We start from the raw sequence: 14,918 nt of genomic DNA, 5'->3' as shown, positions 1-14,918 counted from the left end.
CTCGACCGACCGGCCGCTGAGGAGGACCCGATCCGCGCGCGTCACAGGCCCGCGGAGCATGCCATTGTTCGACATGATGACGTGATTGCCTACACGGCAGTCATGGGCGACATGAGAATTGGCGAGAAACAGGTTGTTGTCGCCAACGATTGTCTTGCCGCCGAAATCGGCGGTGCCGGTATTCATCGTCACGCCTTCGCGGATGGTGCAATTCTCGCCTACCGTCAGCGTCGTCTCCTCGCCGCCATGGTGCACGCTCTGGGGATCGCCGCCGATGACCGCCATCGGGAAAATTCGGGTGCCTTTGCCGATCTCGGTTCTGCCGGTCACCACGACATGCGCCAGCAGTTCGGCATTGTCATGAAGAACACCCTTCGGACCGACATGGCAGAACGGACCGACGGACACGCCTTCGCCGATGACCGCGCCATCCTCGACAACGGCCATGGCATGGATGCGGGCGCTCCCTGCGATCGTGCTCATGCCTCGTCCTTACGAAGAATCATCGCGCCGATATCAGCTTCCGCGGCCAATGCGCCGTCGACCTTGGCGTCGCAATGGAACTTCCAGATATTACCGCGCTGCTTCTGCTTCTTCACATGAAATTCGACCCGATCGCCCGGGATGACGGGCTTGCGGAAACGTGCATTGTCGATGGTCATGAAATAGACGAGGTTACCGGTCGTTCCATCCTTACGCGCGCAGATCGCACCCGCCGTCTGCGCCATGCCTTCAATCAGCAGCACACCCGGCATGATCGGCGACTCGGGAAAGTGGCCGGTGAAATGAGGCTCGTTGGCAGTGACGTTCTTGATGCCGATCGCGGAGTCATCGCCATCGATCTCAATAATCCGGTCGACCAGCAAAAACGGATAGCGATGCGGCAGAAGCTTCATGATCTCCATGATGTCCGCCGAAGCAAGCGTCTCCTTGACCCCTTCAGTCATTCTTGATCTCCCGTTTTATGAGCCCGAGCGCTCGCGCGCGCCATTATCTCCGCCGACTCTCGAAGAAAATCCTTTAACGGACGTGCCGGAATGCCCCCATAACGCTCACCGGCAGGAATGCTGTGAATGACGCCGCTCTTTGCCGCGATCTGTACGCCATCGCCAATCGTAATATGGCCATTGATACCTGTCTGGCCGCCGATCTGCACACCGTTTCCAATAACCGCACTGCCGGCGATGCCGACCTGCGAAACGATCGCGCAATGACGCCCGATCCTGACGTTGTGGCCTCTCTGCACCTGGTTGTCGATCTTGGTTCCCTCGCCGACGACCGTGTCGTCCATCGTGCCGCGATCGATCGTCGTGTTCGCGCCGATCTCGACATTGTCCTGGATGATGACCCGGCCGATCTGAACGATCTTGATCATCCCTCTGGGGCCAGGCGCATATCCAAAGCCATCCTGGCCAATACGCGCGCCGTTGTGCACGATCACGCCATTGCCCAAGAGTGCGCATATAACGCTGGCACCGCCGGCGATCGTGCAATCGCGGCCGATCTTGACACCGGGACCTATAAGCGCGCCGGCGCCGATCCGTGTTCCGTGACCGATTTCCGCATTCGCGCCGATGACAGCCAAAGGCTCGACGATCACGCCCGGTTCCAGCCGCGCCGTCGGATCGACCGCCGCGGTCGCCGCGATCTCTGCCGTCGAAGACATTGTTGCCAGCGGCTTCAAAGCAGCCGGATGGAGATGCCCGCCTGCCATCGCAAAGGCGGCATGGGGATTCTTCGACAAGAGAACCGGAATATGAGGAGGTACCGCCGCTCTTATCGCGGGCTCGCAAAGGACTGCCGACGCCCGACAGGTTTCAAGCTCGGCGCGACTCCTGCGTGAGATGATGTAGCAAAGATCACCGGCCTTCGCACGGCTGACCGGCGACACCGATCGGATAAGGGTGTCGCCATTTTCAGGGTCGGCAAGTTCCGCCCCGAGATATTGCGCCAACTCTGAAAGTTTGACGCCGTCGCGGGGCGGAAAGAAATTGTTCTGCTCCACCGGCAAAGCTCCAGTTTTCGATTCTGGATTGCCGATATCAGAATTGGTTGTTGATGCCAAACTTGAAGTACTGCGTTTGGTCGTAATCTTCCTTCACGACGGGGATCGCGTAGTCGACGCGCAGCGCGCCGAATGGCGATTGCCAGACAAGGCCAACACCGACGGACGCACGAAGTGCCGCGCTATCGCCTCTCACGAATTCTGGCGAACTCACGTCAACGTCATTTCCAAACAACGTACCCGCATCAGCGAAGACCGCACCACGTAGACCAAAGTCACGCGGGAATCCGGGCATCGGGAAGGTCGCTTCCGCCGACACGGTAAAATAAGTCGTTCCCCCGAGCGGATCATCCGGTCCGCCACCAACGCGAGGACCGATACCCTTGTTTTCGAAGCCGCGGATGTCGTTGTTGCCCAATGTGAACTGGTCGAAGATGTTTAGGTCTTTGCCAAGGCCTACAACATGGCCCGCGCCGGCCGCAACAGATCCAATGATATCGGCATCGTCAGCCAGCAGATGATAATAGCGCGCCTTCCCGTAGATCTTGTAGAACTGCGAGTCGCCACCCAGGCCGGCAATTTCCTGCGTCAAGGTCGCGTATATGCCCTCGCGCGGGAGCGTCATGTCGTCGAGTGTGTTATAGGTCAGCGTATTGGAAATCGATGAACGGATCCAAGGTCCATCGTTCACAAGATCCTGGTAAGGTGTCGAAAGATCGCTCAGATCGCTGCCGTCGGCATCATAGTTCATCCGCTTGAAGTTGTAGCGGAACGTCGTCGCCAGATCCTCGGTGATCGGCGCCGTCGCGCGGAGAACGGCGCTATCTTCGGTATAGTCGTAATTATCGTTGCTTGAGGTCTCACTGTGATTGAGGTCGAAACCGGTCGCAAGGCGATAACCGAGGAAGTAAGGCTCGGTGAAGCTCAAACCATAACTCTGCGAGCCTTCGACACCGCCACCAGCTGAAACCCTGATATACTGGCCGCGACCCAGGAAGTTCTTTTCTTCAATGGACGCTTCCAGGATCAGACCGTCGCCGCCTGCGGCGTAACCGGCACCGATACCGAACGAACCCGTCGACTGATCCTGTACATCGACGATGACAACGACGCGGTCAGGCGAGCTGCCCGGCGCGGTCGAGATGTTCACCGACGAGAAGAAGCCGAGCGCTTCGAGACGACGCTTCGCCTTGGTGATCATCTGCTGATTGAAGGCGTCGCCTTCGCTCATATCGAATTCGCGGCGGATGACGTAATCGCGCGTGCGGCTGTTGCCGCGGATTTCGATGCGCTCGATGTAGGCTCGTTCGCCCTGGTCGACAAGGTATTCGACGCCGATCGTATTGTTGCCGAGATCGCGGTTGCCGCGCGGCGTCACGCGGGCGAACGGATAGCCTGCCGAAGCAACCTGATCCGAAATGGCCTCCATGGACCTCTGGACGTCCTTGGCGCTGTAGACTTCGCCTTCGCGCGTCACTACCAGGCCTTGAAGCTGCTCGCCGGTTACGCCTTCTACGGTCGACTGTACGGTTACCGGACCGAAGTCGTAACGCGGACCTTCCTCGATGTTGAAGGTCAGCGTGTACTTGTTCGTGGCTTCATCAAAAGTAGCATCCGAAGAGATGATCTTGAAGTCGGCATAGCCGCGGTTGAAATAGAACTGGCGCAGCGCTTCTTCGTCGGCATGCAGGCGATCTTCGCTGTAAACGTCCTTGCGGGTCAGGAACGAGAGGAAGTTCGAGCGCTTGGTGCTAATGACGGCAGCTAGACGACCGGTGCTGTAAGCATTGTTGCCTACGAAATTGATGGCCGCGATCTTCGTGCGGTCGCCTTCATCGATGACGAAAGCGAGGTTTACGCGACCTTCGCCAAGCGGAACGACCTGCGTCGTGACCTGCACTTCGCTGCGGCCCGTTGCCGCGTAGGCTTCCTTGATCGCCGCGATATCGGCCTGGATCAGCGCATCGTTGTAGGGACCGGAGGCACGCGTCTGTACAACCGAGGCCAGCTTGTCGTCCTTGACCTTGCGGTTGCCGTTGAAAACGACCTGATTGACGAGCTGGGCTTCTTCGACGGTCACTACCAGCGTGCTGCCGGAAACGGAGATTTTGACATCGGAGAAGTACCCCGTGCCGTAGAGCTGCTTTACCGAGTCATCGATGTCGGTATTCGAGAAGTTCCTGCCTGGGGCGATGGTGAGATTTGACCGGACTGCCTCAGCGCCGACGCGGCTCGCTCCACGCACATCGATCCGCTGGATAACCGCCGCTTCCGCAGCCGTCGCAGAGACGAATGTAATTGCGCCTGCGCCCGAAGCGACAATACCTGCAGACAGCGCAACCGCCGATACTGCGTTCAAAAATCTTGAACCAGCCTTCATTTCACCCATTACCTTTTTTCTCGTCCCCGTCGCCGGGCGAACCCGATTCCGGCACGTGTGTCGTTTTACCCGCTTTTGCCCTACAAGCAAGGCAGCAAGTTAATTTCTGTTTACTTCATTTCGAAGCGTGACCCATTCGCCACTACAGCTTTGAAACATCGTAAATAAACGGTAATTTCCCCTCACCGCGCGCGTTAACCTATCAACGCGCTAATGTCATTCCAGGTAGCAAAAACCATCAGTGAAAGGACCATAGCTAGACCAATGCGAAATGCAATTTCCTGGGCCGATGCCCCTAAAGGTTTACCCCTCACCGCCTCAATCGCATAGAACATCAAATGCCCGCCATCAAGTACCGGAACAGGCATCAAATTCAGTAATCCGATGGAAACGGACAACACCGCGGCAAGCTGAAGCAGGGCTGCAACACCGAGCGTTGCCATCTGGCCGGACGCCTGGGCGACGCGGATCGGTCCGCCGAGCTGATCGGGCTTCATGTAGCCCGCGAAAAGATTGCCGATATATTTGAAGGTGCCGGTGACGATATGCCAGGTCTGAACGGCGCCTTCCTCCAAGGCTGCGAGCGGCGTATATGTCTGCACGCGGAAATGGCCGACCTCCTGGTTCGTCACGATGCCGATCAGACCGATCTCCATCTTGTTGCCGAACTGGTCCGTCATGTCGGTGCGCTTCGGCACCATCGGCAGGTCCATCTTCTCGCCGCTCCGCTCGATGGTAACGACGATCCGCTGTTCCGGGCGAACGCTTACGTAGCGGCGCACATCGTCGAACGTATCGACCTTCCCGCCGTCGATTGCGATCAGCAGGTCACCGGGCAGGATTCCCGCCTCCGCGGCAGCGCTCTCCGGCTTCACTTCGGCGACGACCGGATCGGCGATCGAGCGGCCGTAGATCGAGAAAAGAACCGCAAAGATGATGATCGCCAGCAGGAAGTTGGCGATGGGACCTGCGGCCACCGTCGCTGCGCGCTTCCAGAGCTTCGCGCCGGCAAATGAGCGCGCTCTATCCGCTTCCGACATCGATTCGAGCTTATCCATGTCCGGCTTGCTCGAGGCGTCCTCGTCGCCGAAGAAGCGCACATAGCCGCCAAGCGGGATCGCCGAGATCTTCCAGCGCGTTCCATGCCGATCGGTAAAGCCCGCAAGCTCTGGTCCAAAGCCCACAGAAAAAGCGAGCACGCGGATGCCACTCCAGCGGCCGACCAGATAGTGGCCCATCTCGTGCACGAAAACGAGCAGCGAGAGGACCAGAACGAACGGAATGATATAACCCGTCAGAAAGCCGAATATACCGGTCATGCCTTCCATTAATCCTTCCGCTGCGCCCAGCGCAGATATCAGAACCCGAACAAAGCGGCGCCTAGCGGCGCCATGCCGTCACCCTTTATCAGGGAAAATAATGTCGCGAGCAAGAACGCTGCAAAACAAGCGAATATCAGCCCGTCGACGCGATCCATCACGCCACCGTGTCCCGGAATGAGGTGACTGGAATCCTTCACGCCAAATCGCCGCTTGATGAACGATTCGAAGAGATCGCCTGCCTGGCTGCAGACGGAAAGAATGAAGGCGACGGCGGCCGCCATCAGCCAGTCCGCCTCGGGAATGAAGAAGTAGGCGATGACACTGCCCGCAATCACAGCCGAAACCGCGCCGCCAAAAGCGCCGGATTGCGTCTTTCCCGGCGAAATCCTCGGTGCGAGCTTTGGCCCGCCAACTGCTCGGCCGACGAAATAGGCAAGGATGTCGGTTGCCCAGACTACCGCGAAGACGAAGAGCATGGCTTGCAGCCCAGCAGCATCCCCGCCCCGGATTTCGGCAAGTGCGATGCCGGTCAGTCCGGCATAGACGATACCAGCCGGAAACCAGCGGCTGGCGCTCTGCGCCGCCACGAAGCCGACAGCAATCGCAAAAAAGAAGACAAGTAGGCTCAACGCAAAATCGAAGCGTCCGAGCAGGATTGCAGCCGCGATGGCCGCCTGCCCCACCCAGCCTGCCACATTCGCGACCGGCTGCTCGGTTTGCAGCCGCGTGATTGTCGACCATTCATAATAGATAAGCAGGGCAATTACCGCTGAGAGCAGGCGGAAGGCGAAGCCGCCGTACCAGGTCACCGCGAGCACGATGATTGCCAGAATGACGCCGGAGATAATGCGGAGTTTCAGTTCCTGCTGCATCAGTTAGGTGCCTACTGCGGCGGCCTGCGGCGACAGGCCGCCGAATCGGCGGTCGCGCGCGGCGAACTTCTCGAGCGCGGCATAGAAGAGCCCCCGGCCGAAATCCGGCCAGTATTCCGGCACGAAAACAAACTCGGAATAAGCGGCCTGCCACAAAAGGAAGTTCGAAAGGCGCTCCTCGCCGCTGGTGCGAATGATTAGATCGGGATCGGGAATGCCGGCCGTATCCAGCCTGGCATTGACGAGCTCGGGTGTGATCTCCCGGGCTCGCAGCCGCCCGGCCTCGACATCCTCGGCAAGGCTCACCATGGCTCTGGCGATCTCGTCGCGCGAGCCGTAGTTGAAAGCGATCACCAGCGTCAGCGCGGTATTGTCCCGCGTCGTCTCTTCGGCTTCGAGCAGGAGGTTGAGGATATCGCTGCGAAGACTATGCCGGTCGCCGATGATCCTGATCCGCACATTCTGCGCGTGCAGTTCGGCGAGGTCGCGCCGGATGAAGGCCTTGAGCAATCCCATGAGGTCCGAGACCTCCGCTTCCGGCCGGCGCCAGTTCTCCGAAGAAAAGGCAAAGAGCGTTAAGTACTTGATGCCGGCATCGCCTGCGGCGCGCACGGTCTCGCGAACGGCTTCCACACCTTTGCGGTGACCCATCGCGCGCGGCAACCCTCGCTGCTTTGCCCAACGGCCGTTGCCATCCATGATGATGGCAACATGTTCTGGCATACTCAAGAATACTGGTTCCGACATTTCCCGTCCGGTCTCCAGGGGCGCAGGCAAAGCCCTAGACCTGCATGATTTCCTTTTCCTTGTCGGCAAGCAAGCGATCGATCTCGGAAATCATCTCATCCGTCATCTTCTGCACACGATCTGATTGCGCCCGGCTTTCGTCCTGGCTTATGACACCGTCCTTTTCGGCTTTCTTAAGGCCGTCCATGCCGTCGCGGCGTACATGGCGGATCGCAACCTTGCTTTTCTCGGCGTAGTCATGCGCGACCTTGACCAGCGACTTGCGACGCTCTTCGTTGAGTTCCGGCAAAGGAATGCGCAGGTTTTGGCCGTCGACGATCGGGTTGAGTCCGAGGTTCGACTCGCGGATCGCACGTTCCGTCGCGCTTACCATCGACTTGTCCCAGACGGATACCGAAAGCATGCGCGCCTCCGGCACGGTGATATTGGCAACCTGATTGAGCGGCAAGCGCGAACCATAGGCTTCGACCGTCACCGGGTCCAGGATGTTGGCCGAGGCGCGGCCGGTACGCAGCGACGCGATATCGTGTTTGAATGCGGAAATCGCGCCGTCCATGCGGCGCTTCAGTTCCTTGATGTCTGTAGCTTCAGTCATGCTCAATACTCCTGTCAGTCGAAGACGCGCGGCCGTCGCAGCGCCGTCTCTCTATCAGTTGTCCGATACGATGGTCTTGAGGCCACCGCCCGTCAAGATTTCAGCAAACCCGCCTTTCTCGTGGATCGAGAAGACGATGATCGGAATGGAATTTTCGCGCGCGAGGGCGACAGCTGCGACGTCCATCACGGCAAGGCCCTTGTCGAGCACTTCCTGGTGCGTCAGCCGGTCGAAGCGCGTGGCATACGGATCCTTCTTCGGGTCGGCGGAATAGATTCCATCCACCTGGGTGCCCTTGAAGATCGCCTGGGCGCCCATCTCGGCGGCTCGAAGGGCTGCGGCAGAATCGGTCGTGAAAAACGGATTGCCGGTGCCGCCCGCGAAAATGACCACGCGGCCCATCGACAGATGGTAGAGCGTCGCGCGCTGCGAGAAGCTTTCGCAGAGTTCCGGCATGGAGATTGCCGAAAGCACGACCGTATCGATGTTCAGCTTGCGCAGCGACGTTGCAAGCGCCAGCGCGTTGATTACGGTACCCAGCATGCCCATGTGGTCGCCCGTCACGCGGTCGCCGCCCTTGGAGGCGACGGCTACGCCGCGGAAGATATTGCCGCCGCCGACGACAACACCGACTTCGACGCCCATCTGGCGGGCTTCGGCGATGTCCGACGCGATGCGGTCCGCTACCGCAACGTCGATACCGAATCCCTGGCTGCCCATGAGCGCTTCGCCGGAAGCCTTGAGTAGAACGCGTTTATAGACAGGCTCTGACGACATCTTGGCTCCTCGTATGTTGGCATGATTGCCGGATACACGAAGGGCACCGCGTTGTCACGCGATGCCCTGCCGTTTTCACATTATATGAGGTTTTATCAGCCCTTGGCGGCGGCCGCGACTTCGGCTGCGAAGTCGGTTTCTTCTTTCTCGACGCCTTCGCCGAGCAGGAGGCGTGCCATGCCGGTGATCTCGATCGGCGCACCGACGGTCTTTTCAGCTTCCTTGAGCGCGGCACCGACCGTCAGGTCCGGATTGATGACGAAAGCCTGGGAAACCAGCGCGACTTCTTCGAAGAACTTGCGCATGCGGCCTTCAACCATCTTTTCGATGATGTTGTCGGGCTTGCCGGAAGCGCGCGACTGCTCGATGAAGACGTTGCGTTCGCGCTCGGCGACAGCAGCGTCGACTTCTTCCGGACGGATGGCGAGCGGCGAGGTCGCAGCGATGTGCATGGCGATCTGGCGGCCGATGGCGTTCAGCGCCTCCTTGTTGCCGGTCGACTTCAGCGCAACCAGAACGCCCAGCTTGCCGAGGCCGTCGGAAACGGCGTTGTGGATGTAGGTGGCGACGACGCCGTCCTCGACGGAGAGGGCAGTCGAGCGGCGCAGGTTCATGTTTTCGCCGATGGTCGCGATCGCGTCCTTGATCGTGTCAGCAACGGACTTGCCGGAAGCCGGATAGGTCGCGGCTGCGACGGCCTCGACTGAACCGTTGGTCGAAACGGCAACCTTTGCGATGCCACGGACGAGATCCTGGAAGGCGTCGTTACGGGCAACGAAGTCGGTTTCGGAATTGACTTCGACCACGACGGCCTTGGTGCCTTGGCTGGCAACGCCGACGAGACCTTCGGCGGCGGTGCGGCCCGACTTCTTGTCAGCCTTGGCGATGCCCTTGGCGCGCAGCCAGTCGATCGCCGCTTCCATGTCGCCATTGGTTTCAGCGAGAGCCTTCTTGCAGTCCATCATGCCTGCGCCGGTCTTTTCGCGCAGTTCCTTCACCATTGCAGCCGTAATCTCGGTCATAAGCTTCCTCTTGTCGGTTTACGGTGGTCCGCAAAATGCTCTGCGCCACCGGATTGAGGCACGAAATGTACCTTTATGTATGACAGCGTGATGAAGACGCGCCATATCAGAATTCGTTGGGCGGACCGGCCTGAACCTACCGCCCTAAAAAGGTCAAGGCCGCCGGAGCTTCGCAAAGTCTCGCGCGGCCTTTCCCAATCCAGTCAAGCTGGACGGACCTTTCGGCCCGTCCGCCTGTTTATCAGGCTTGAGCCTCGTCGAGCGTCGGCTCGATCGGAGCTTCAACGGAAGCGCCAAGGTCGCGGCCCGATGCGCTCTGCTGACGGGCGATACCGTCGATAGCGGCGCGGGAGATCAGGTCGCAGTAGAGAGCGATAGCGCGCGAAGCGTCGTCGTTGCCCGGGATCGGATAGTCGATCAGGTCCGGATCGCAGTTCGAGTCGATGATCGCGACAACCGGGATGCCGAGGCGCTTGGCTTCGTCGATCGCGATCTTTTCCTTGTTGGTATCGATGATGAACATCAGGTCCGGGGTACCGCCCATGTCCTTGATACCACCAAGAGCCTTGTCGAGCTTTTCACGCTCGCGCTCGAGGTTCAGACGTTCCTTCTTGGTGAAGCCCTGGGCTTCGTTGGAAAGGATTTCGTCGAGCTTGCGCAGACGCTGGATCGAGTTGGAGATCGTCTTCCAGTTCGTCATCATGCCGCCGAGCCAGCGCGAGTTGACGTAGTACTGGGCCGAACGCTTGGCCGAGTCCGCGATGAGCTCGGAAGCCTGGCGCTTGGTACCGACGAAGAGAACGCGGCCGCCACGGGCAACGGTGTCGCTGACAACCTGCAGCGCGCGCGAAAGCATCGGAACGGTCTGAGCCAGATCGATGATGTGGATGTTGTTACGATCGCCGAAAATGTACGGCTTCATCTTCGGGTTCCAGCGGTGGGTCTGGTGGCCGAAGTGAACGCCAGCTTCCAGAAGCTGGCGCATAGAAAAATCAGGCAATGCCATGCCTTTGACTCCTTTTCCGGTTGAACCTCCGCAAGGCGAACAGCATCCTCTTCGAAGATGCCACCGGCGGAAAAATCCGGATTTCTCCCGGACGATCCCATGCCTTACGTGTGGAATGCGGCTGCCCTTACCGTCGATCCGCCGAAAATGCAAGGCGTTCGCTCAAAAAAACTGGCGTCTGACTGCCCCTAGCGCTGCACCTGGATAAACTCGACCGGCCCGCCGGCCAGCGAATCTTCAAACACGGCGCAGGAAAGCGGACCGCCGAACACGCATCCGCTGTCGATATTCGTGCGGTTGCCAACGGTCAGCGGATTCGTGTCCGAGGGCGTGTGTCCATGACACAGGTGTTTTCCCCAAAAATCCGCTGAATAGTCGTCGGGAACCCGGAGCCAGAGCAGGTCTTGGGGGGCCTGCATCTCTAGCGGCAAATCCGGAACAACGCCGGCATGCACAAAGATCCGGTGGCAATCGGCATACATCAACGACAGCTGACTGGCCCACAGCATATGGTTTGCGGCTACTTTACCCCCATAGGAAAGCTCCGTTTCAAACCCGCCGTTTTCCAACCACCAGATACGCTCGTCATCGTTAGCGCAGGCGCGCAGCATCATATCCTCGTGATTGCCCTTCAGACATACCCATCGCCAGGCTTCGCTGCCCGATCCGTTCATCAGGAGATCGATCACTCCCTTGCTGTCAGGACCGCGGTCGATATAGTCGCCGATGAAAACCACCGTGCCGGCGCATGCGTATGTCCTGATGCGATCAAGCATCTCTCTCAACGGCTCCAGGCAGCCATGGATGTCGCCAACCGCAAATGTGAAATTCATGCCGCGCCTCCTGCGGGACATTGATTTCATTGCCACCGTTTGCGCGCTCACTCAGTCCGTTGCGCAGGGCCAGTTCTTTGGCATCGTAAGACCGGAAGGAAGCTTGGTCGACGTATCGCCGCAGGCCAGTTCGATCTGCGACTGCAGAAGCCCGGTTGCAGCGGAAAGATCGAGCCCCTCTATTCTCGTCAGGAACATGAAGGCGCGATCGAAATCGATCGAACCTTCGAAGCTCGAGCCGCTGAGATCGGCGCGGGAGAGATTGGCAAGCGCAAACCTGGCTCCGGTCAATACGGCGGTTTCAAAAGTCGCGCGCCCGAGCTCGGCCTTTTCGAAGTTCGCACCTGAAAGCTGTGCGCCAGTGAAATCCGCACGCTGCAGCTCAGCGCTGATGAAGGAAGCGCGCTGCGCCGATGCATTCTGGAACACGACCCGGTAGGCTTCGATCTTGTCGAATTTGGCCTCGTCGGCCTTTGCACCTTCAAGCCACGCGCGTATCAGGGTCGCTTTTTCGAGGTTTGCCGAGGCAAGGTTCGCATTCTTGAGGCTGGTCTGCGACAGATCCGTGCCCGCCAGACTGGCTTTTTCGAAGTTGCTGCCTTCAAGCATAAGGTTCTTCTTGGTGCATTCGCTCCAGTCAACGCCTGCGTTAGGCGTGTCGTGGCAATCGGCTGCCATCACATGACCGCCCGATACCGCGGATGCAGCAGCAAGGAGCGCCACCGCAAGACCTGAACGTGCAATCCGTGACAAGTTCTTCATAATCCCACCCCCTATCGGCCCCGCCCCCTCAACGGCGGCAGGCCCGCACAGGACAACGTACGTCCTGCACTTCTATTATGCGCCAGAAAAAGAGAAATCGTGCATAAAACGTTGTTTAAGATGCGCCTCAATGCCGCCAGCGGCTCACTTGCAGGTGTCGGCCTTGCTATCCAGCATTTCCAGCTTCGCGAGCCTGCCGGTCAGAACGAAATCACCATAATCCATGGTGAGATCGCGCGTAATGCCGTTCTCGTAAAGCTTGAATGACATGCGATAGACCGGTAGCGCGTCTGATTTCGTATTCTCGTTGAAATAGGAGATCGTCACCGGCCAGACGGCCGTCTTGGAAAACGCGCCGGCATTGCCCGCATCCGCCTCGTCACCGGCAACCGGCGTAATCTGCTTGCCGACTACGGTCGTCGTCGCCAAGGGCTTGTCCCCATCGTCCGAGCCATCGAAAACGCGGGCTTCAAAGAAACGCCTGCCCGCCTTGGCATTCTCGATCACGTCGAGCATGTGCTCGGTCGGGAAGCGGCTTTCGGCAAGCTGCAATTCCTTGCTTTGAGGGCGGGTCAGATCGACTGTCACGCCGTCCGGCTTGTCGTTTGCCTCGCCGTTGACTTCCTTGTCGAGCTGATCGTCCGTGAAAGACTTCGTTTCGAAGGTGAAGCGGCGGTCCTTCACGTTTTCGAAGGTCTTCGTCTGCTGGTCGCTGACGCGTGTGCTGTCGCCGGTGTTGATCTGCGTCACGAAGCGGAAATTGGTGGTGAAGCCGTCGCAATAATTGCCGTTGAATTCGTAGACCATGCGGCCGTACATGCCGGCGATGCCAGAGCGCTCGGTCGCGTCCTTCAGTTCGAGATCGTAGATCGCCCGGTGGGCGACAAGACCGGAGGCGATCGCAGCGCCGGAGGCAGGCGCGGCCGCCCACGCACTTGTTGCGACGCCGGCAAGAAGAAGGGCGGCAAGACTCGGTCGGAACATCCATAATCTCCTGTTGGACTCGGCCGCGATGTTATAAGAACGCTTTCGGCCAAATCGAGGCTCGAAACCGTCATACGCAAGATTCTAGTCCCGATGCATAATTTTTTGAAGAACTGAAACAAAAAGCGGAGACGAAAATGTCGAATGAAATCGCGGCCCGCCTGACGGAAATGGGGATAACTCTGCCGGAAGCCGCCGCACCCGCTGCCAATTATGTTCCCTATGTGATCAGCGGCAACCTTCTTTATATCTCCGGCCAGCTTCCGCTCGAAGGCGGCAAGGTCGCCGTGAGCGGCCATCTTGGCAGAAATGTCGACGTCCCCGCCGGCCAGCGCGGCGCGGAGCTTTGCGCCATCAACATTCTCGCCCAGGCGAAGGCAGCGCTAGGCGGCGATCTCGGCCGCATCAAGCACGTCATCAAGCTCAACGGCTTCGTCGCCTCTACCCCGGAATTCGTCGAACAGCATCTTGTCATCAACGGTGCATCAAACCTGATCGCCGGCGTCCTCGGCGAGGCCGGAAAGCATGCCCGTGCCGCCGTCGGCATGGCGGCGCTGCCGCTCAACGCCGCCGTCGAAATCGATGCCATCATGGAAATTGCGTCATGACCTCCGCCGCCTGGATCAAGGAACTGCCGGTCGCCCATCGCGGCTACCACGACACCAACAAGCTCGTCTGGGAAAATACGCTGACTGCCTTTGCCCGCGCCGTCGAAGCCGGCTTCGCGATCGAATGCGATCTCCATTATGCCTCCGATGGCGTGCCGATCATCTTTCATGACGAGAACCTCGAGCGTCTGTGTAACATAAAGGGCGATATCCGCGAGCGCACCTCCAGGGAACTCGGCCTGCTGTCCGTCGGCGGCACGGCCGACAAGATCCCGACACTCAGGCAATTGCTCGATCTCGTGAAGGGCAAGGTTCCGCTCGTCCTCGAACTCAAGGGCCGCGAGGCGGATGATGAGGGCTTTGCCGAAGCGGTGGTCGAAGTGCTGGAAGGCTATGACGGCAAGGTTGCGCTCATGAGCTTCGACCATTGGCTTCTGCGCGACCTCAAAGCCTTGAACGCGCCCTACCCGCTCGGCCTTACCGCCGGCGGCAACAAGCCGGAAGAATTCGCGAACCACGAACGGGCCATGGAAACCGGCCTCGATTTCATCTCTTATTTCTTCGCCGATCTGCCGAATGCCTTCATCACCGGCCAGCGCGCGAAGGGCATCCCGGTCATTACCTGGACGGTCCGCGACGAGAAGGCGCGCATGCATACCGTCGAGAATGCCGATCAGATGACGTTCGAAGGTTTCGATCCCCGCGGTTCGGTTTGACGCTCGCTTGTTGGACACGATCGTGCGCAGACTGAAGGGGAGCCAATATCCTCCTCCCAAGGGCCTCGCATTTGCTCCATGACAGACGAACTATCGATCCGCGTCGAACGGTCCTTCACCGCGATTTCCCCGGAGAGCTGGTCCCGGCTTTCCGGAACGTCCAAAGAAGGCAAGGCGCTCGCCTATAACCCCATCCTGTCGCACGCCTTCCTCTCCGCGCTCGAAGATTCAGGCTCTGCCACCACGCAAACTGGCTGGCTCGGCCCTCATCTGCTGCTTGAGACGGACA

16 protein-coding genes and 1 pseudogene are annotated in these 14,918 nt (G+C 59.3%); 3 read left to right on the top strand and 14 right to left on the bottom strand.

Annotation, left to right across the window (positions count from 1 at the left end; all coding sequences use genetic code 11):
- From C9413_RS14760 to C9413_RS14695, 14 genes and pseudogenes are all read right to left on the bottom strand, one after another.
- A pseudogene (locus tag C9413_RS14760) lies at positions 1 to 483 on the bottom strand (acyl-[acyl-carrier-protein]--UDP-N-acetylglucosamine O-acyltransferase); the annotation flags it as partial.
- Positions 480 to 947, bottom strand: coding sequence for a 3-hydroxyacyl-ACP dehydratase FabZ (gene fabZ / locus C9413_RS14755; RefSeq protein ID WP_039844803.1), 468 nt, complete (start codon positions 945 to 947; stop codon positions 480 to 482). The pseudogene C9413_RS14760 and the gene fabZ, both read right to left, overlap by 4 nt.
- Positions 944 to 2,005, bottom strand: coding sequence for a UDP-3-O-(3-hydroxymyristoyl)glucosamine N-acyltransferase (gene lpxD / locus C9413_RS14750; protein ID WP_170250593.1), 1,062 nt, complete (start codon positions 2,003 to 2,005; stop codon positions 944 to 946). Before lpxD ends, fabZ begins: the two co-directional genes overlap by 4 nt.
- Positions 2,006 to 2,042: 37 nt before the next feature.
- Positions 2,043 to 4,385, bottom strand: coding sequence for an outer membrane protein assembly factor BamA (gene bamA, locus C9413_RS14745; protein ID WP_039846743.1), 2,343 nt, complete (start codon positions 4,383 to 4,385; stop codon positions 2,043 to 2,045).
- A 194-nt stretch (positions 4,386 to 4,579) separates the two neighbouring features.
- Entirely contained in the window at positions 4,580 to 5,713 is a 1,134-nt protein-coding gene (gene rseP, locus C9413_RS14740) for an RIP metalloprotease RseP (protein WP_039844802.1), read from the bottom strand.
- Positions 5,714 to 5,742: 29 nt separating this feature from the next.
- Positions 5,743 to 6,579: a phosphatidate cytidylyltransferase gene (locus C9413_RS14735; RefSeq protein WP_039844801.1), complete on the bottom strand. Its 837-nt coding sequence runs from the start codon at positions 6,577 to 6,579 to the stop codon at positions 5,743 to 5,745.
- 3 nt (positions 6,580 to 6,582) lie between these two features.
- Entirely contained in the window at positions 6,583 to 7,326 is a 744-nt protein-coding gene (locus tag C9413_RS14730; RefSeq protein ID WP_170250592.1) for an isoprenyl transferase, read from the bottom strand.
- 34 nt (positions 7,327 to 7,360) lie between these two features.
- Positions 7,361 to 7,921, bottom strand: a complete 561-nt coding sequence (gene frr / locus C9413_RS14725) for a ribosome recycling factor (protein ID WP_039844799.1) — start codon at positions 7,919 to 7,921, stop codon at positions 7,361 to 7,363.
- A 54-nt stretch (positions 7,922 to 7,975) separates the two neighbouring features.
- Positions 7,976 to 8,698 (bottom strand): UMP kinase, encoded by a 723-nt coding sequence (gene pyrH, locus C9413_RS14720; RefSeq protein WP_039844798.1) that lies wholly within the window; start codon positions 8,696 to 8,698, stop codon positions 7,976 to 7,978.
- Between the two features lie 95 nt (positions 8,699 to 8,793).
- On the bottom strand, positions 8,794 to 9,720 hold the full coding sequence (gene tsf / locus C9413_RS14715; protein WP_039844797.1) for a translation elongation factor Ts: 927 nt from the start codon (positions 9,718 to 9,720) through the stop codon (positions 8,794 to 8,796).
- 241 nt (positions 9,721 to 9,961) lie between these two features.
- Positions 9,962 to 10,726, bottom strand: coding sequence for a 30S ribosomal protein S2 (gene rpsB / locus C9413_RS14710; protein ID WP_022715483.1), 765 nt, complete (start codon positions 10,724 to 10,726; stop codon positions 9,962 to 9,964).
- 188 nt (positions 10,727 to 10,914) lie between these two features.
- Complete coding sequence (locus tag C9413_RS14705) at positions 10,915 to 11,559, bottom strand: metallophosphoesterase family protein (RefSeq protein ID WP_039844796.1); 645 nt, start codon at positions 11,557 to 11,559, stop codon at positions 10,915 to 10,917.
- Between the two features lie 51 nt (positions 11,560 to 11,610).
- Positions 11,611 to 12,321 carry a pentapeptide repeat-containing protein gene (locus tag C9413_RS14700; protein ID WP_039844795.1) on the bottom strand — a complete coding sequence of 237 codons (711 nt, stop codon included), beginning with the start codon at positions 12,319 to 12,321 and terminating at the stop codon, positions 11,611 to 11,613.
- 144 nt (positions 12,322 to 12,465) lie between these two features.
- Positions 12,466 to 13,305 carry a cell envelope integrity EipB family protein gene (locus tag C9413_RS14695; protein WP_039844794.1) on the bottom strand — a complete coding sequence of 280 codons (840 nt, stop codon included), beginning with the start codon at positions 13,303 to 13,305 and terminating at the stop codon, positions 12,466 to 12,468.
- A 137-nt stretch (positions 13,306 to 13,442) separates the two neighbouring features.
- On the opposite strand from C9413_RS14695, the gene C9413_RS14690 reads away from it, so the two are divergent.
- The 3 genes from C9413_RS14690 to C9413_RS14680 all read left to right on the top strand — a co-directional run.
- Entirely contained in the window at positions 13,443 to 13,913 is a 471-nt protein-coding gene (locus C9413_RS14690; protein ID WP_039844793.1) for a RidA family protein, read from the top strand.
- Entirely contained in the window at positions 13,910 to 14,629 is a 720-nt protein-coding gene (locus C9413_RS14685; protein ID WP_039844792.1) for a glycerophosphodiester phosphodiesterase, read from the top strand. The genes C9413_RS14690 and C9413_RS14685 overlap by 4 nt, the downstream gene beginning before the upstream one ends.
- Before the next feature lie 78 nt (positions 14,630 to 14,707).
- The coding region (locus tag C9413_RS14680) for a peptidogalycan biosysnthesis protein (RefSeq protein ID WP_170250591.1) at positions 14,708 to 14,918 on the top strand (211 nt) is incomplete at its 3' end.

Source organism: Rhizobium sp. SEMIA 4085 (assembly GCF_013004495.1).
Taxonomy (GTDB): Bacteria; Pseudomonadota; Alphaproteobacteria; order Rhizobiales; family Rhizobiaceae; genus Rhizobium; species Rhizobium gallicum.
This window is presented reverse-complemented; position numbering and strand designations above follow the sequence as displayed.